This window comes from Oceanimonas aquatica, from assembly GCF_030732065.1.
GTDB lineage: Bacteria > Pseudomonadota > Gammaproteobacteria > Enterobacterales > Aeromonadaceae > Oceanimonas.
This window is the reverse complement of the sequence record NZ_JAVBHX010000004.1, coordinates 86,902-104,762: the sequence shown is the minus strand read 5'-3', so window position 1 is coordinate 104,762 and position 17,861 is coordinate 86,902. Positions and strand designations below refer to the sequence as shown.

The following is a 17,861-nucleotide window of genomic DNA, read 5'->3' as shown; positions in this document are numbered from 1 at the left end:
CTGTTCCCTATTCCCTAGTCCCTAGTCCCTGCCTTTGAGCCATTTATTCCAGCTTGCCACCACCCATTCCCGCTCCTGGGTGAGCTCGGTGTCGGGTACCCGGCCGGGCTGATCCGACAGGCTGAGACGATGGCCCCGGTCGCGAATGGCGCAGTAGGCCTGGCGCAGCCGCAGCGACTCCTCTTCGTCGAGCAGATCCACCTCCACCGCGGTTTCCAGAATACGCATGTTGTCGGGCCAGCGGGTCAGCTCCGGGTGCTGCTCACTGTAGGCCAGCACCAGATACTGGGTCAGAAACTCGATATCGGCCAGGCCCCCGACCGACTGCTTGAGATGAAACTCCCCCGGGCCGGCCTTGATCAGGTGCGACCTCATCTTCTCGCGCATGGCCACCACCTCGGTGGCCAGCTCACCCCGGTCGCGGGGCTTGCTCAGCACGGCGGCACGAATACGGGAAAATTCCTCACACAGCGTCGGCTCGCCCACAATCAGACGGCTGCGCACCAGGGCCTGGTGCTCCCAGGTCCAGGCATCCTTCTCGAGGTAGTGACCGTAAGCGTCGAGGGGAGTCACCATCAGACCGGAGTTGCCGCTGGGGCGCAGGCGCATGTCCAGCTCATAGAGCACGCCGCTGGCGGTGCGGGTATTGAACAGGTGAATAATGCGCTGGGCCAGGCGCAGGTAGAACTGGCGGCTGTCCAGCGGCTTGTCACCGTTGGTCTGACCGCTCATGCCGGCCTGATGCACGAACACCAGATCCAGATCCGAGCTGTAGGCCAGCTCAATGCCGCCCAGCTTGCCGTAGGCCACCACGCCAAAGCCCTTGTCGCCGCTGTCCGCCAGCTGGGCCGGCACGCCATGGCGGGCGGTGATCTGGGCCCAGGCCTGATTGACCACCTCTTCCACGATGGCTTCCGCCAGCCAGGTGAGGTGATCGCTCACTTTCATCAGCGGCAGTACACCGGCAATGTCGGCGGCGGCGATGCGCAGCAACTGAATCTGCTTGAACTGGCGCAGCGCCTCCATCTGCTGCTCCACATCCTCTTCCGGTACCCGCAGCAGAAACTGGCGCAGCTCGTCCTTGTAGGCGTCCAGCGGAATGGGGTTGTACAGCACCTGAGGCACCAGCAGCTCGTCCAGCAAAATGGGAAAGCGCGCCAGCTGCTCGGCTACCAGAGAGCTGGCCTCGCACAGGCGAATAAGCTGGGTCAGGGCGCCGGCATTTTCCACCAGCAGCTGCAGATAGGCGGTACGGGTGGCGATTTGCAGCAGCAGCTTCTGCAGCCGGGCAAACAGAATGCCGGGGGTGTCGGACTGGCTGACCTTTTCCAGCAGCACCGGCATCAGTTTTTCCAGCGCCTGCCGGCCCTGGGGCCCCATGGCCCGGCGCGGACACTCTTCCTTGAAGGTGTTCAGGGCACCGGCCAGCCGTGCCGCCTTGTCGGCGGCCATGCCCTGCTCTGCCAGCAGGGTGGCCAGCTCGTTTTCCTCCTCCCAGTCGGTCTGCCAGATATCGGACCAGATCTGGGCCACGCCTTCCTCTTCCGCTTCGGTACTGTCGCCGATCAGCAGCTCAAACTGGCGGTGAACCCCGTCCATGGCGGCGTGCAGTGTGGTCAAAAAGGCGTTCCAGTCGTTGTGACCGGTCAGCCAGGCCAGCCGGGCCTGGTTGAGCTCGTCAAAGGGCAGGGTCTGGGTCTGCTGATCGGCAAAGGCCTGCAGGTAGTTTTCCACCTTGCGCAAAAAGCGGTAGCTGGCGTGCAGCTGTTCGGTCACCTCACGCTCCAGCGCCCCGGCATCACAGGCTGCCGCCAGCGCCTCGGGCAGGTGGCGCACCTGCAGTGCCGGCTCCCGGCCGCCACGGATCAGCTGAAACACCTGAGCGATAAACTCCACCTCGCGAATGCCGCCGGCACCCAATTTGATATTGTCTTTCAGACCCTTGCGGCGGACCTCGGCGGCGATCATGGCCTTCATCTGGCGCAGGGAGTCGATGACCCCGAAGTCGATATAGCGGCGAAACACAAAGGGCTTGAGCATGGCGCGCAGCTCGGCGGTATATTCACCCTCGTCGTTGAGAATGCGCGCCTTGACCATGGCATAGCGCTCCCAGGTACGGCCGTGGTGCTGGTAATAGTCTTCCATGGCGGTAAAGCTCACCGCCAATGGTCCCGACTCGCCAAAGGGCCGCAGGCGCATGTCCACCCGGTAGACCTGGCCGTCTATGGTGGTCTGATTGAGGGCATTGACCAGCTTTTGCCCGAGGCGAATAAAGAACTGCTGGTTGGCCAGCTCCCGCCGCCCGCCTTTGGTCACGCCATTGTGAGGAAAGGTAAAGATCAGATCGATGTCGGAAGACAGGTTGAGCTCGCCGCCGCCCAGCTTGCCCATGCCGAGGATCAGCATGGGCACGGCGTTGCCGTCGGCATCCGTGGGGGTACCCAGCTCGGCGCACTGACGCCGGTACAGCCAGCGGTAGCTTTCCACGATCAGGGCATCGGCCAGCGCCGAGATATGCACAAAGCTTTCTTCCACTTCGGCCCCCAGCAACATTTCCCGCCAGGCGATGAGCAGCAGCTCCCGGCGCCGGAACTGGCGCAGCAGCCGCATCATGGTGGCCTCGTCATTCACCTCGCCAAGCATGGCAGCCAGCTCGGGCTGATAGCGGCTGGACCGATCGGCATTAAACAAGTCCCGCTCATCACTCAGCTCCAGCGCCAGCTCGGGCTGGCGGCATAGGCTGTCGGCGGCAAAATCGCTGCAGGCAAACAGCCGTTTCAGCCGCACAATGCGCTCGGCATCGAGACGAGGCAGCACCTCGGCGGCGCGTTCGGAAAAATGGGCCCAGTGTTTGTCGGCCTGAGCGACGAGCGGGGCGGGCAATGCTGACATTGGCAATTCCTTCTGTTCGACAATGGCTTTCAGACTATCACCCTTGCCGGGGCGGCACAGCGGGCCGAGCGCAAATTCTCGTGCGCCACGTCGCGCTTGCACTGGCAAGGCCGGCTGAATTAGTCTTTAGCCGACTTATTATGTCAGGATTCGTGCATGGAACTATCAATCATCGGCCGCCATCTGGAGCAGCTGGGCGAGGCCTCGACCACAGGTTTTGCCTTTCAGTGCTACCCCATTCCCGGCGAGGTAGAGGTACTCAGGGTCACGGTGGAAGGGCGGGAAGAACTGCCCTTGTTCATTTCCGTGTCCGATGATCAGATTTTGTGCATCAGCTACCTGTGGGATGAAAGTCAGGTGGATCCGACGCGGCGCCAGGCCATGCTGGAGGCCATGCTCGACATGAACATTCCCATGCCGCTGTCGGCCTTTGCCCGGCTGGACGACTGGTACGTGGTGTTTGGCGCCCTGTCGCTCAACTCGGCCCTGGCCGACATCGAGCACGAGCTGGCGGTGCTGAGCGACAACTGTCTGGAAGTGATCGAAGACATGGCGGAGTTTTTGTTGTGAGGGCACGAGTATGAGCGTATTAGGTCGCGTACTGCGCAGCCTGCAGGATGAAAAAGACGGCAGCCTGGATTCGGAACGGGTGTGCGTGCAACTGGTACAGGACTGTCGCCATGCCGAGCAGCACATGCAGGGGCTGGCGCGCCAGTGCCAGCAGCTGAAGCAGGAACTGGTCGCCGCCGATGAGCAGACCGCCCGGCTGGCACAACGCCATGGCGAGCAGGAAAGCGCCGTACTGGCCGCCCTCGACGGTACTCACGAACAGGCCCACACCCTGGCTCAGGCCCTGGCGGAGCTGGAAAACCGGCAGGCCGAGCTGGCCGCGCGCCGGGCCCATGATGAAAAACGGCTGAGCTACTATCGCCGCCGCTGGCTGGAAGCCGAACGCCACTATCACGATCTGTGCCGGCAGCTGGCCATGGCCCGGGCCACCCGTTGCGTGCGCCAGACCATGGCCGCCATTCGCGAGCATCCGGAGGTAACCCTGGTCAACGCCAAGGAGGCCCTGGCCCATATTCGCGCCCGGGAGCAGCAGCCTCAGCCCGACGAACCGGCTCCGGCAAGCGGCCGGGCCCGCCGGCACAGCGCCGACGAGGTACTGGCCCGGTTGCGGCAACAACGGAATACACGCCCATGAGCCAGCGCAAACTGCCGGACAAGTGGCAGAGCTCGGTACGGGCCGCCCGGGCGGTGCAGGTGGCCTTTGACATGGACGAAAAGCTGCAATACCGCATTCGCCGCGAAGCCCTGGACAATGGCCTCAGCCCCTCGGACCAGATTCGGCACATACTGAGCCTGCCCACCTCGGCCAAGCCCAAGCGCCCCCGCTTAACGGTGTCGCTGAGCCCGGACGATTATGCCCGCCTGGCCGAGCGCTACGGCCTGGCGCCCGAGCAGCAGCTGGAGATCAAGCACAGAGTGATGGACGAGCTGCTGGCATACAGCCAAAAGCAGGACGAGGCCTGATTCCCCCATATAAAAAGGAGCCTTACGGCTCCTTTTTAATGTCAACGCCAGTAAGGCGTGAGCTCCAGCGCCTGACGGCGGGACTGCTCCAGGGCTTCCAGCAAAAAACCCTGCTTGCGCGCCAGCCACTGCTCCAGCTCTTCGGCCTCATCCGCTTCCAGCTTTTCCACCAGTTCCGGCAGCGGCGAGAGCATGTCGAGATCCTCGATGCCACGCAGAATGTCGAGCCAGGGCATGCGAAAGCTCAGGCGCTCCGCCTCCGGAAACAGCCGGCTGAAACACAGGCCCACCATTAAATTGCGGCGCAGCTTGCCCTTTTGCTGAATATATTGCGCCACACTGAGCTGTTCGCCCCCCAATGCGCTGTGACGCAGGGTCTGCCAGCTGTCTTCCAGCAACGGATCGGCCAGGCTGGCCACCGGTGCCAGCAGCTGGTTTTGTTGCTCCCGGGTCAGGCCGGCGCGCCAGTCCTGGCGATAGAGCCAGTGGGTCAGCCCCAGCACCAGGCGGCCGTAGCGGGGGCTGTGCAGCAGCTCGCGCAGGCTGTGCTCGTCGGGCAGGCCCTGCTGCTGCTCGGCCAGCAGCCGCAGCAGGCTCTTGCGGCAATCGAGCCGGCGCAGGTAATGGCCCTTGTCGGCAGTCAGGTGCGCCAGCATCTGGGCGCGGTCCAGCCAGGACAGCTGCTGTTGCAGCCACAGCAGATCGTCGACCCAGCCGCTGTTGACCCGAAGCGATACCCGCTCGCCAAACATCAGCAAAATCTGGTGCACCAGGGCGGCGCCTTCGCGCAGCTGCACCAGCCAGTCGATGTCGGGGCGGGCCAGCCAGCCTTCCTCGTGGTGCTGCCAGTGTGCCAGGGCCTGGTGCAACAGCTCCACCATGGCCTGCTCACAGGACTGCGCCGGCAGCAATGCCACCGGCTCCAGCGCCTGCAGCTCGGGCATGGGGCTTAAGCCAGCCAGCCGGTAGCCGCGCTGGGCCTTGGAGACCGCCCCCAGACGCAAGCCGCCCCCTTGCACCAGGTGCTCGGCCAGCTCAAACAATACCGAGGCATCGCCGCGCACCAGCTCCAGCTCCAGTTCGCAAATGGGCTCGCGCTGATCGCCCGCCTGCACCTCGCCCTCGTCCAGGGCCAGTTCAATTTCGGCGCCGTTCAGTTCCACCAGCCAGCGGCGACGCACGAAATCGGTACAGAACAGCGGCTGCAGCCCCTGCTGCAGGGCTTGCGGATCGGCGCCCTCGGGCCAGATGGACGCGGGAAACAACGACAGGTCGGGATTGTGCACACCCAGGGCCACGTTGAACTCCGGGCGCTGGTGCAGCCCCCCCACCTGGCTGCCGGCGAGCTTGACGGTCTGCTCCAGCTCGCCGTTCTGGCTGCGGATGCGCAGACCGGCGCCCAGACGGCGCAGGCCCAGCTCGGCGGTATCGAAGTAGGTATTGGCCAGGTGCTGGCGGTCGTGTTCAAGAATTCGGCAGGGTGGCAGCAGGTCGGGCAGGCTGTCATTGAGTTCGCGTGAGACAAGAAACTTGATCTCGATTTCTGTATCCATAGAGAGTGTCCGGAAAACCAACCTTCTGTTTTAAATGTGAAAGCAAAAACCACCATCAGAGTAGCATGGCAGTTTTATGAAAAATGCTGTTTTCTTGCCTGGGGAGTTACGTTACCATTCGCGCCACATTGACGTATCGAGTGTTTTTTCACCGACACAGGGTTGGCTATGCCAGTTAATACTATTTTGGGACTCTTTGCCAAGTCTCCTATCAAGCCCCTGCAGAAGCATGTGATGAAAGTCCATGAAGCTGCACAGCAATTGGTTCCCTTCTTCGACGCCATGTGGGAGCAGGATTGGGAAAACGCCGAACGGATCCAGCGTCGCATCTCCCAGCTGGAACGGGAAGCCGATGCGCTGAAGCGCGAAATCCGCCTTAAACTCCCTCGCGGCCTGTTTATGCCGGTGGAACGCACCGACATGCTGGAACTGCTCACCCAACAGGACAAGATTGCCAACAAGGCGAAAGACATCTCCGGCCGCATCGTGGGTCGTCAGATGGCTATTCCCGTTGAGCTCAAGTCCGCCTTTATGGATTACCTCAACCGTTGTATCGATGCCACCGCCCAGGCCTCCAAGGCCATCGATGAGCTCGACGAATTGCTGGAAACCGGCTTCAAGGGCCGGGAAATGGATCTGGTCACCGACATGATCCACCAGCTCGATCTGATTGAAGACGACACCGACGTGATGCAGGCCCGGCTGCGCAAACAGCTGCAGGCCATTGAAGAAAACTACAATCCCATCGATGTCATGTTCCTGTACAAGATCCTTGAGTGGGTCGGCGACCTGGCAGATCAGGCCGAGCGGGTTGGTTCCCGTCTGGAACTGATGCTGTCCCGTTCCTGAGCGAAACGACAAGGTAAATAAATGGATATCATTGCTAACTACGGCACCACGCTAATTCTGGTGGCGGCCGTCTTCGGCTTCTTTATGGCCTGGGGCATTGGCGCCAACGACGTGGCCAACGCCATGGGCACCTCTGTCGGCACCCGCTCCCTGACCATTAAACAGGCGATCATCATCGCCATGATCTTTGAATTCGCCGGTGCCTACCTGGCCGGCGGCGAGGTCACCTCCACCATTCGCAAGGGCATCATTGATGTCGGGGCCTTTGAGGGGCACCCGGATCTGCTGGTGTTCGGCATGATCGCCTCGCTGCTGGCCGCCGGTGCCTGGCTGTTGCTGGCCTCCTGTTTCGGCTGGCCGGTGTCGACCACCCACTCCATTATCGGGGCTATCGTCGGCTTTGCACTGGTGTCGCTTGGCTCTGACGCCGTGCACTGGGGCAAGCTGGGCGGTGTGGTCGGCTCCTGGATCGTGACCCCGGCGCTGTCGGGTCTGCTGGCCTACTTCACCTTTATCAGCGTGCAGCGGCTGATTTTCAATGCCGAAAACCCGCTGCTGGCAGCCAAGAAATACGTGCCCGCCTATATCTTCCTCACCGTCATGGTGATCTGCCTGGTGACCCTGAAAAAGGGCCTCAAGCACGTGGGCCTGGAGCTGACCGATGTGCAGAGCTGGGGCCTGTCGGTGGCCGTGTCGCTGGTGAGCGCCGTGATCAGCGCCTTCTACATCAAGCGCCAGCGCTACAACCCCAAGGATGACAAGGACATGCACTTCTCCAACGTGGAGAAGGTGTTCGGCATTCTGATGGTGGTCACCGCCTGTGCCATGGCCTTTGCCCACGGCTCCAACGACGTGGCCAACGCCATCGGCCCGCTGTCGGCCGTGGTCAGCGTGGTGCAGAGCGCCGGGCAAATCGGCGCCAGCGCCAGCATCGCCTGGTGGATTCTGCCGCTGGGTGGCATCGGCATCGTGATCGGCCTGGCTTCACTGGGCCACAAGGTCATGGCCACCGTGGGCACCGGCATTACCCACCTCACCCCCAGCCGGGGCTTTGCGGCTCAGCTGGCAACGGCTGCGACAGTGGTGATCGCATCGGGTACCGGTCTGCCCATTTCCACCACCCAGACCCTGGTGGGCGCGGTGATGGGCGTGGGCCTGGCCCGGGGCATTGCCGCCCTGAACCTTAACGTGCTGCGAAATATCGTGGTTTCGTGGGTGGTCACCCTGCCCGCCGGCGCCGTGCTGGCCATTGTGTTCTTCTACATCATTCAGTGGATGTTCACCTGATACCACTCGAATACCAGGGGGCCTTGCGCCCCTTGTTCTTGTCCTTCCCGCCCCTCGCCATTACCATGGCCTCACTACAAGAGCCCCAAGGATTTTTCAGGTGAAAGCAAAATTTCTGCTGCTGTTGTGCAGCCTGTTTTGGGTGAGCCAGGCCAGCGCCGCCACCCGTTACATTTCCGATGACGTTTATGCCTTTCTGCATGCCGGCCCCAGCAACCAGTACCGCATTATAGGCTCCATCAATTCCGGTGAAACGGTGGAGTTTCTCGGCCGGAATAACGACACCGAGTATGTGCAGATAAAGGACGCCGAGGGCCGCACCGGCTGGATGGATGGTCGTTTTCTGCAAACCGAGGAGAGCTTTCGCTCCCGCCTGCCGGTGCTGGAAAAAGCGCTGAACGATACCAGGGCTCAGCTGGCCAGCGTGGATGAGCGCCATGCCCAGGACGTGGCCGACAAGGTCAATCTGATCGAGCGCCAGCAGCAGGAGCTGGCCACCCTGACCGCCCGCCTGAACGAGCTCAGCAGCAGCCACGAGCAGCTCTCTTCCGAGAATCAGCGCCTGTCCAGCCTGATGGATGACCGTGAGCATCAAATGCGTCTGGACTGGCTGGTGCACGGCGGTCTGGTGGCCGGTGCCGGCGCCCTGCTGGGCTTTGTGCTGCCGATGATTCCCCTGCGTCGCCGCAAGCGTCAGGACAGATGGATGAACTGATCCCTTAGGGATTGGGGACTGGTTCCAAGCATGAAAAAAGCCGCTGGGTTTACCAGCGGCTTTTTGTTTACTCAGCGTCGTTCAGGGCAAAGTGCCGGTTGGGCTTGCGGTACACCACGCCGTCCTGCTGCAGCCAGTGAAAGATGTCTTCCACTTCTTCCTTTGACTTGTTCAGCAGCGCCGACACCGCCCCCTTGGCACAGCGCAGCTCGCCCGCCTTCAGCCGCTCTACCAGCTCGTGATAATAGTCGGGGCGCACGACGGGCTCGGCAGGTTCGACCACCGGCTCGGGTTGCGGCAGTGCCGGCGCCGGCTCGCTGCCATGCAGGCGATGATGACGCCGAAAACGAATTTCCTCACCCAGCAGCGAGATAAAAAAGGCGGCAAAGAAGTCGAGCAGCATCGACAGCGCCGCCACAATGCCAAACTGAACCCGCGACAGCGGCCAGCCCAGGCCGTCGGCCAGACCGCTCATCAGCCCCATCAACGAGTCCTGACTTTCCACCGCGACCTGATCCCGCTCCCGGCGCAGCTCGTCCTGCTGCGCCATCAGCGCCTGATTGCGCTTGAGCATGCGGGTCATGCCGGTGGCGATGCGATCCATCTCGATATAGGCCTGGGCCGCCTGTTCGTTGATCTCGATTTCCCGGTCAAGGGCGGCAATGCGATCATCATAACTTTGCACCAGGGCGGCCCGCGCCTTGTCGCCCTGCAGCAGGGTGTTGGTCGCGGCATTAATGCCGCCAACACTGCCGGCAATGGACAGCGCCGCCAGAATGCCATAGAAGCACAGCGCCTTGCCGGCCCCCAGCCGATCCCGGCGGTTGAGCCGCTCCCCCATCTCGTACCAGATGTAGAACTTGCCCACCTCAAACACCAGTGCCAGGCCGCCGAACATCACCTTCATCAGCGGGCCCTGATCCAGGGACAGAAACAACAGCAGGGAAAACACCATGGACGCGGCGATGGAGGCGCCGGTGATGAGATAAATCACGAACAGGGCAAAGTGCCCCTTGGGAAGACGTTGATACTTCAAGGCCGGAATACCAAAAACAAAATGAGCGAGCATTATAGGGGGCACTGATCCACAGGCAAGTACCGCTCGAGACCCGGCTTGCCACCTTCTCAAGCATGATCCCGGCACCGGAGCGGCACCATGAACTATAGTCATTCCAGAAAACACGCTCCATTTCGTATACGAAAGTGACGTACCAAAAGAGTTAAAAAGATGACTGACGGCCACAAACTGCTACAAAACAGTGATCTATCTGCCATTACGTGATCTTTATCTTTTTGGTTACGAGAAAATCGTATACATTACGGGCATTCAACGGCCTGGGATCAGGCCATTTTCATTCGCAACATCAGGACGCTCGCCATGTTTACTGTCGCCAATGTTTTTGCCCCCGATTACCGTCCTTCCGATCTGGCCGCGTTGCGTCAGGACATCACCCAGAACTACGCGGTGGATGAAAGCGCCTGGCTGGCCCGGCTGCTGGAGCAAGTGCCCGCTTCGGGCCCGGACATGGCACAACTGGAAGATCAGGCGCGTCGGCTGGTGACGCGGGTGCGGGAAGACAGTGACGGCGGCGATGGTATTGACGCCTTTTTGCAGCAATACAGCCTGGATACCCAGGAAGGCATTATTCTGATGTGCCTGGCCGAGGCCCTGCTGCGTATTCCCGACAGCCACACTGCGGATGAGCTGATCAAGGACAAGCTCTCGGGTGCCGACTGGGCAAAGCACTTTCGCCAGAGTGACTCCACCCTGGTGAACGCCTCCACCTGGGGCCTGATGCTCACCGGCCGCATCGTGCGCATGGACAAGAAACTCGACGGCAATCCGGCCAACGTGCTCAGCCGCATGATCAACCGTCTGGGCGAGCCGGTGGTGCGCTCGGCCATGTACGGCGCCATGAAAATCATGGGCAAGCAGTTTGTGCTGGGACGCTCTATCTCTGAGGCGCTCAAGGCCAGTCGCAAGTCCCGGGAGCAGGGCTACACCCACTCCTACGACATGCTCGGCGAGGCCGCCATGACCGCCGACGACGCCGAAAAATACCGGGCCGACTACGCCAGCGCCATTGCCGCCGTGGGCGGCGAGAAGCTCAACAACCCGGCCGTGCCCCGCCCGTCCATTTCCATCAAGCTGTCGGCATTGCACCCACGCTACGAAGAAGCCAACCGCGAGCGGGTGCTGACCGAGCTGTACGCCACCGTGCAAGGGCTGCTGGAAACCGCCCGCAAACTCGATGTGTTCATCACCATCGATGCGGAAGAAATGGACCGGCTGGAGCTGTCCCTCGAGCTGTTTGAAAAGCTCTATCGCAGCGACGTCAATAAAGGCTGGGGCGGCCTGGGGCTGGTGGTGCAGGCTTACTCCAAGCGCGCCCTGCCGGTGCTGTGCTGGCTTACCGCCCTGGCCCGGGAGCAGGGCGATGAAATTCCGTTACGGCTGGTAAAAGGGGCCTATTGGGACAGCGAAATCAAGCACAGCCAGCAGGCTGGGCTCGACGGCTACCCCGTCTATACCCGCAAGGCGGGCACCGATGTGGCCTACCTGGTGTGCGCCCGCTACCTGCTGAGCGCGGCCACCGAAGGCGCCATTTATCCGCAGTTTGCCACCCACAACGCCCACACGGTAGTGGCCGTGCTCAACATGGCCGGCCAGCGCCGCTATGAATTCCAGCGCCTGCACGGCATGGGGGAAGAGCTGTACGATGCCGTGCTGGCAGACAACCCCGGCCTTAACTGCCGCATTTACGCGCCCGTGGGCGCCCACAAGGATCTGCTGCCCTATCTGGTGCGCCGGCTGCTGGAAAACGGCGCCAACACCTCGTTCGTGCACAAGCTGGTGGACCCCGACACTCCTATCGACAGCCTGATCACCCATCCGGTAACCAGCCTGCGGGAGTGCCACAGTCTGGCCAACGACAAGATCCCCCTGCCCCACGACATTTTTGCCGATCGCAAAAACTCGGCCGGCTTCAACCTGAACATCGAAGCGGTCCGCACCCCCCTGTTCCGGAAGCTGGAACAGCTCGCCGGTAAAAGCTGGCAGGCCGCACCGCTGGTGGGCGGCAAAGTGATAAGCGGGGAAAAGCGCCCGGTTATCAGCCCGCAGAACCGGGCACAGCAGGTGGGCGAAGTGGTGTTTGCCGACCAGGCCACGGTCGAGCAGGCCATCACTCATGCCCAGGCGGCATTCAAGGGCTGGCGTGATGCGCCGGTGGAAACCCGGGCTCAGGCCCTGGAAAAACTGGCGGATCTGCTTGAAAGCCACAGCGCCGAGTTTATCTCGCTGTGCACCAGGGAGGCAGGCAAGCTGCTGCAGGATGGCATCGACGAGGTGCGCGAGGCGGTGGACTTCTGCCGTTATTACGCCAATGAAGGCCGCCGCATGATGCATGAGCCCACCAAGCTGCCCGGCTATACCGGCGAGCTTAACCTGCTGCAGGCGCAGGGCCGCGGCCCCTTTGTGTGCATTAGTCCCTGGAACTTTCCCCTGGCGATCTTTCTCGGTCAGGTCAGTGCGGCCCTGATCACCGGCAATACCGTGCTGGCCAAGCCCGCCGAGCAGACCAGCCTCATCGCCCACCTGGCGGTGACCCTGGCCCACCAGGCCGGCATTCCCGGCGATGTGCTGCAACTGCTGCCCGGCGACGGCGCTACCGTGGGCGCGGCACTCACCCAGGATCCGCGCATTGCCGGGGTCTGCTTCACCGGCTCTACCGACACCGCCCAGTTGATTAACATGACCCTGGCCAAGCGCAGCGGCGCCATAGTGCCGCTGGTGGCGGAAACCGGCGGCCAGAACGCCATGATTGTGGATTCCACCGCCCTGCCCGAGCAGGTGGTACGGGACGTGCTACGCGCCGCCTTTCAGAGTGCCGGTCAGCGCTGCTCGGCGCTGCGGGTACTGTATTTGCAGGACGACATTGCCGACCGGGTGCTGGAAATTCTGGAAGGCGCCATGCAGGAGCTGAGCGTGGCGGATCCGGCGCTGTGGTCCACCGACGTCGGCCCGGTGATCGATGCCGACGCTCAGGCCGGGCTGCAGGCTCACCTGGACGCCATGAAGGCCGCCGGCCACAAGGTGATTGCCGAAGCGCCCATGAGCGAGGCTTGCGCCAACGGCTATTACCTTCGCCCCACGGCGCTGGAAGTTGGCAGCATCGGTGAACTGAGCAAGGAGCAGTTTGGCCCCATATTGCACGTGGTGCGCTTCAGGGCGAAAGACATCGACAAGGTTATCGACGACATCAATGCCACCGGCTACGGTTTGACCCTGGGCGTACACAGCCGCAATGAATCGTTCGCCGCGCACGTGGCCAAGCGGGCCGAGGTGGGCAATGTCTACATCAACCGGGATCAGATCGGCGCCATGGTGGGCGTGCAGCCCTTTGGTGGCCGCGGCCTGTCCGGCACCGGCCCCAAGGCCGGCGGCCCCCACTACCTGACCCGGTTCATTACCGAAAAGACCATCACCAACAACACCACCGCCATCGGTGGTAACGCCACCCTGCTGTCGCTGGGTGAAGGGTGATGACAACCCCACCCTACCCCTCCCCTTAACAAGGGGAGGGAAAACTTAGCCCCTCCCCCTTGGTCAAGGAGGAGGCCGGGAGGGGGTCTGCCAACCGAAAATGATTCTCAAAGGCGCTGAAGCGCCTTTTTCACTTTCAGTCGCTATAATGGCCGTTTTGCATGTGGGGAGAGCGGGCGTTGAAAATCTATCTGGTGGGGGGCGCGGTCAGGGATGAACTGCTGGGCCTGACGGTAACGGAGCGGGACTACATGGTGGTGGGCGCCACTCCCGCGCAATTACTCGACCTTGGCTACACCCAGGTGGGCAAGGACTTTCCGGTATTTCTGCACCCGCAAAGCAAGGAGGAGTACGCCCTCGCCCGCACCGAGCGCAAGGCCGGCACCGGTTACACCGGCTTTATCTGCGACTTCGGCCCCGAGGTCACGCTGGAAGAAGATCTGCGCCGGCGGGATCTCACCATCAACGCTATCGCTCAAAACGACGACGGCGAGCTGGTTGATCCTTATGGTGGCGTGGCCGACATTCACGCCCGAGTGCTGCGCCATGTGTCCGAGGCCTTTGGCGAAGATCCGCTGCGGGTGCTGCGGGTAGCCCGCTTTGCCGCCCGCTTTTACCATCTGGGCTTTACTCTTGCCCGGGAAACTCAGGCGCTGATGACGCAAATGGCCGACAGCGGCGAGCTCTCTGCGCTCACGCCCGAGCGGGTATGGAAAGAAACCGAAAAGGCGTTGGCCAGCGACAACCCGCAGGTCTTTTTTGAGGTGCTGCGCGACTGCGGCGCCCTGGCGGTGCTGTTTCCGGAAGTGGATGCCCTGTTTGGCGTGCCCGGCCCCAAAACCTGGCACCCGGAGATCGACACCGGCCTGCACACCATGATGGTGCTCAAGCGCGCCGCCGAACTGGGCGCCACTCTGCCCTGCCGCTATGCCGCCCTGTGCCACGACCTGGGCAAGGCGCTGACGCCGCCCGATCACTGGCCCAGCCACCACCATCACGGTGAACTGGGTGTGGCCCCCATTCGAGCCTTGAGCGAGCGGCTGAAGGTACCCACCGAGCACAAGGAGCTGGCGGTACTGATGAGCCGCTGGCATATCTGCCTGCACCGGCTGGCCGAGCCCGCCCCGCAGCAGGCCCACACCGTGCTGGAACTGCTGGATCACACCGACGCCTGGCGCAAGCCGGACCGTTTTGCCGAGCTGTTGCTGTGCGCTCAGGCGGATTTGCAGGGCCGCACCGGCTTTGAGCGCCGGCCCTATCCCCAGCGGGAGCGGTTATGGCAGTGGCTGCAGGAGCTGAAGCAAATTACCGCCCGGCCCTTTGTGGCTCAGGGACTGAAAGGCCCCGCCATTGGCGAGGCCATTCGTGAAGCCAGACGGGAACGCCTGGCGCAATTGCTTCAGGCCTGACTCAATACGCCGATCAGCACCGCGCCCAGGGCCAGCCGGTAGAGTACAAAGGGCAGCACGCCCAGGCGGTTGAGCAGGCTCAGAAACAGGTGAATGCAGGCCAGCGCACTGACAAACGACACCAGCACACCCAGGGTCACCGCCGGCCACGACATGACCGCCCCACTGCCCACCAGGCCAGTGGCCTGGTGACTGCCCGCCAGCAAAATCACCGGAATCGACATTAAAAAGGAAAACCGCGCCGCCGCCTGCCGGGTAAGCCCCAGCATCAGGCCGGCGGTGAGGGTAATGCCGCTGCGCGAAGTGCCGGGGATCAGGGCCAGCGCCTGGGCACAGCCCAATATCAGGGCGCCACGCCAGCCGGTCTGATATTCGTTCTTGCACTGGCGGGCGATGCGATCCGCCCACCACAACAGCAGGCCAAACACCATGGTGGCGGCGGCGATCACCCAGCCCGAACGCAGGTAGGCGCTAATGATATCCCCCAGCAGCAGCCCCACCACGCAGGCGGGCACCGTGGCCAGCACTATGCCCCAGGCCAGTTTCGACTCGGCATTGTGACCACCACCGCGCAGCGATGCCCACCAGCTCAGTGCCATGATGCGCACTTCGTGCCGAAAGTAATACAGCACCGCCAGCAGGCTGCCCAGGTGCACGGCCACGTCAAAGGCCATGCCCTGATCGGGCCAGCCCAGTAACACTGAAGGCAATACCAGATGGGCAGAGCTGGAAACGGGAAGGAACTCGGTCAGGCCCTGAATAAGGGCCAGCAGAATGGCATGTACTTCCATGGCACCGTTCTCTGAAACAAGAATGATGTCAGTATAACGGCGAGGAATGACAATGAAATGACGTCAGCCCTGAAGATTGCGGCAGGCGAAACGCTCGATTTCCACGCCCACCCCGGCGGCATTGGGCACGGCGGCGGGTTTGGTGAGCCGCACCCTGACCGACAGCACCGGGAATTCGGTCAGGATCAGTCGCGCTATGTGCTCGGCCATGGTTTCCACCAGCTCCACATGGTTCTGCTCGGCATAGGCGGTCACCTTCTGGGACAGGGTGGCGTAGTCGAGGGCGCAGCTGATGTCGTCGCCCGCGGCCGCCGGACGGTTGTCGTAACCCATTTCCAGATCAAAACGGATCTTCTGCCGAATGCCCTTTTCCCACTCGTAAACACCTATGGTGGTTAATACCTCAAGGCCTTGCACAAACACTTTATCCATCGTCTTCGTCTTCTGTTAAGCTGTGGCTGTCTTTGGCGAGCAGGCCGTGAGGCCTTGTTAAGCGCGCCATCATAACGGATTGAACCCGGGGTATAAACCGCGAGATGACCGCCCTTACGCTGTTCATGATCATACTGGCTTATCTGGGAGGCTCGGTGTCCAGCGCCGTGCTGATCTCGCGTCTCTACCGTCTTCCCGACCCCCGCACCCACGGTTCCGGCAACCCCGGCGCCACCAATGTGCTGCGCACCGGCAACCGCAGCGCGGCCGTGTGGGTACTGCTGCTCGACATTCTCAAGGGCACCCTGCCCGTGTACCTTGGCTGGTTTCTCGGCATCAGCCCGCTTTATCTGGCCTTTATTGCCATGGCCGCCTGCCTGGGACACATGTTTCCGTTGTTCTTTCACTTTCGCGGCGGCAAGGGCGTGGCCACCGCACTGGGCGCCCTGCTGCCGCTGGGCATGGACATGGCCGGCCTGTTGCTGCTGACCTGGCTGGTGAGCCTGGGCCTGTTTGGCTATTCGTCACTGGCGTCGCTGATCACCGCCCTGTTCGCGCCCTTGTTCGTGTACTTTATCAAGCCCGAATACACCCTGGCGGTGGCCTTGCTGTCCTGCCTGATCATCATTCGCCACCACCGCAACATCAGCCGGCTGTATCACAACGAGGAAACGCCCATCCTCAACCGGCTTAAACGAAACCGGGAAGAGTGAGGGGTCAGGAGTAAAGGGTGAGGCGCAAGGTAAAACCACCCCTGCATTCTCCTCACTCCAGTATCCTTACGCCTCACCGTCAACCGGCGGCAATTCGTCCAGCGGCCAGCGCGGACGGGCATGCACCCGCAGCGGCTCGGTCTGGTTGGCCTTGAGCCGTTGCAGTCCGGCAAAGGCGATCATGGCGCCGTTGTCGGTGCAGTATTCGTTACGCGGATAGAACACCTCGCCCTTCAGTCCTGCCATCAGGGCCTCCAGCTGTTCACGCAGCGACACATTGGCACTCACCCCGCCCGCCACCACCAGCCGGTTGAGCCCGGTCTGCTGCAACGCCCGCTTGCACTTGATGGCCAGGGTATCGACCACCGCCTGCTGAAAGGCGTGGGCGATATCGGCCCGGGTCTGGTCGTCGTCGCCTTCGGCGGCAATGGTGGTGGCAGTGGCGGTCTTCAGCCCGGAGAAGCTGAAATCCAGCCCGGGCCTGTCGGTCATGGGCCGGGGGAACCTGAAGCGGCCGGGCACGCCGGCTTCTGCCAGTCTGGCAAGACGCGGGCCGCCGGGATAGTCGAGCCCCATCAGCTTGGCGGTCTTGTCAAAGGCCTCGCCGGCGGCATCGTCAATGGACTCGCCGAGAATTTCGTAGCGGCCGATGCCGTCCACCCGCACCAGCAGGGTATGACCGCCGGACACCAGCAGCGCCACAAAGGGAAACGCCGGTACCTTTTCTTCCAGCATGGGGGCCAGCAGGTGCCCTTCCATGTGGTGCACCGCCACCGCCGGCTTGCCCCAGGCAAAGGCCAGGCTGCGGCCGATGGTGGCGCCCACCAGCAGCGCGCCCATCAGGCCGGGGCCGGCAGTATAGGCCACGCCGTCGATGTCGTCCTTGCTGCAGCCGGCGTCGGCCAGCGCCGCCTCAATCAGCGGAATGGTCTTGCGCACATGATCCCGGCTGGCCAGCTCGGGCACCACGCCGCCGTAGTCGGCGTGCAGTTTCACCTGGCTGTAAAGCTGGTGTGAGAGTATGCCGAGCTGGTCGTCATAGATGGCGATGCCGGTTTCATCGCAGGAAGTTTCGATGCCAAGTACACGCATGGGAAAATGAATAACACTGTCGAAAAATAGGCGTCTATGGTACCCTGCC

Annotated in this window: 15 protein-coding genes; 9 read left to right on the top strand and 6 right to left on the bottom strand. The window is 62.4% G+C overall.

Features of this window, described 5'->3' with window-relative positions:
- Window positions 1-21: 21 nt before the first annotated feature.
- Complete coding sequence (glnE, locus tag Q9290_RS07330; RefSeq protein WP_306078986.1) at window positions 22-2,892, bottom strand: bifunctional [glutamate--ammonia ligase]-adenylyl-L-tyrosine phosphorylase/[glutamate--ammonia-ligase] adenylyltransferase; 2,871 nt, start codon at window positions 2,890-2,892, stop codon at window positions 22-24.
- A 156-nt stretch (window positions 2,893-3,048) separates the two neighbouring features.
- On the opposite strand from glnE, the gene Q9290_RS07325 reads away from it, so the two are divergent.
- From Q9290_RS07325 to Q9290_RS07315, 3 genes are read left to right on the top strand one after another with little or no spacing between them, the layout of a single operon-like run.
- Window positions 3,049-3,462, top strand: a complete 414-nt coding sequence (locus Q9290_RS07325) for a YjfI family protein (RefSeq protein WP_306078985.1) — start codon at window positions 3,049-3,051, stop codon at window positions 3,460-3,462.
- Window positions 3,463-3,472: 10 nt separating this feature from the next.
- A complete protein-coding gene (locus Q9290_RS07320; RefSeq protein ID WP_306078984.1) occupies window positions 3,473-4,096 on the top strand; it encodes a hypothetical protein in 624 nt (207 codons plus the stop codon).
- Window positions 4,093-4,425 (top strand): hypothetical protein, encoded by a 333-nt coding sequence (locus Q9290_RS07315; protein ID WP_306078983.1) that lies wholly within the window; start codon window positions 4,093-4,095, stop codon window positions 4,423-4,425. The genes Q9290_RS07320 and Q9290_RS07315 overlap by 4 nt, the downstream gene beginning before the upstream one ends.
- Window positions 4,426-4,466: 41 nt before the next feature.
- Here Q9290_RS07315 and Q9290_RS07310 read toward each other — a convergent pair whose 3' ends face one another.
- On the bottom strand, window positions 4,467-5,978 hold the full coding sequence (locus Q9290_RS07310; RefSeq protein WP_306078982.1) for a CYTH and CHAD domain-containing protein: 1,512 nt from the start codon (window positions 5,976-5,978) through the stop codon (window positions 4,467-4,469).
- A 168-nt stretch (window positions 5,979-6,146) separates the two neighbouring features.
- On the opposite strand from Q9290_RS07310, the gene Q9290_RS07305 reads away from it, so the two are divergent.
- From Q9290_RS07305 to Q9290_RS07295, 3 genes are all read left to right on the top strand, one after another.
- Window positions 6,147-6,827 (top strand): TIGR00153 family protein, encoded by a 681-nt coding sequence (locus Q9290_RS07305; protein ID WP_306078981.1) that lies wholly within the window; start codon window positions 6,147-6,149, stop codon window positions 6,825-6,827.
- A 21-nt stretch (window positions 6,828-6,848) separates the two neighbouring features.
- A complete protein-coding gene (locus Q9290_RS07300) occupies window positions 6,849-8,114 on the top strand; it encodes an inorganic phosphate transporter (RefSeq protein ID WP_306078980.1) in 1,266 nt (421 codons plus the stop codon).
- Window positions 8,115-8,214: 100 nt separating this feature from the next.
- Complete coding sequence (locus Q9290_RS07295) at window positions 8,215-8,829, top strand: TIGR04211 family SH3 domain-containing protein (protein WP_306078979.1); 615 nt, start codon at window positions 8,215-8,217, stop codon at window positions 8,827-8,829.
- A gap of 67 nt (window positions 8,830-8,896) precedes the next feature.
- Here Q9290_RS07295 and Q9290_RS07290 read toward each other — a convergent pair whose 3' ends face one another.
- On the bottom strand, window positions 8,897-9,865 hold the full coding sequence (locus tag Q9290_RS07290) for a hypothetical protein (RefSeq protein ID WP_306078978.1): 969 nt from the start codon (window positions 9,863-9,865) through the stop codon (window positions 8,897-8,899).
- Between the two features lie 342 nt (window positions 9,866-10,207).
- On the opposite strand from Q9290_RS07290, the gene putA reads away from it, so the two are divergent.
- Entirely contained in the window at window positions 10,208-13,375 is a 3,168-nt protein-coding gene (putA, locus tag Q9290_RS07285) for a bifunctional proline dehydrogenase/L-glutamate gamma-semialdehyde dehydrogenase PutA (protein ID WP_306078977.1), read from the top strand.
- A gap of 179 nt (window positions 13,376-13,554) precedes the next feature.
- Window positions 13,555-14,784, top strand: a complete 1,230-nt coding sequence (locus Q9290_RS07280; protein ID WP_306078976.1) for a multifunctional CCA addition/repair protein — start codon at window positions 13,555-13,557, stop codon at window positions 14,782-14,784.
- On the opposite strand, the gene Q9290_RS07275 is transcribed toward Q9290_RS07280, so the two are convergent.
- Together Q9290_RS07275 and folB are read right to left on the bottom strand one after the other, a co-directional pair.
- Complete coding sequence (locus Q9290_RS07275; RefSeq protein WP_306078975.1) at window positions 14,775-15,575, bottom strand: undecaprenyl-diphosphate phosphatase; 801 nt, start codon at window positions 15,573-15,575, stop codon at window positions 14,775-14,777. The two genes, Q9290_RS07280 and Q9290_RS07275, sit on opposite strands and share 10 nt — an antisense overlap.
- A 63-nt stretch (window positions 15,576-15,638) precedes the next feature.
- Complete coding sequence (folB, locus tag Q9290_RS07270; protein ID WP_306078974.1) at window positions 15,639-16,007, bottom strand: dihydroneopterin aldolase; 369 nt, start codon at window positions 16,005-16,007, stop codon at window positions 15,639-15,641.
- Between the two features lie 104 nt (window positions 16,008-16,111).
- Between folB and plsY the strand changes: the two genes are divergently transcribed.
- Window positions 16,112-16,720 (top strand): glycerol-3-phosphate 1-O-acyltransferase PlsY, encoded by a 609-nt coding sequence (gene plsY / locus Q9290_RS07265; protein WP_306078973.1) that lies wholly within the window; start codon window positions 16,112-16,114, stop codon window positions 16,718-16,720.
- A 66-nt stretch (window positions 16,721-16,786) separates the two neighbouring features.
- Here the strand turns inward: plsY and tsaD are convergent, their stop codons facing one another.
- Window positions 16,787-17,812: a tRNA (adenosine(37)-N6)-threonylcarbamoyltransferase complex transferase subunit TsaD gene (gene tsaD, locus Q9290_RS07260; protein WP_306078972.1), complete on the bottom strand. Its 1,026-nt coding sequence runs from the start codon at window positions 17,810-17,812 to the stop codon at window positions 16,787-16,789.
- Between the last annotated feature and the right edge of the window lie 49 nt (window positions 17,813-17,861).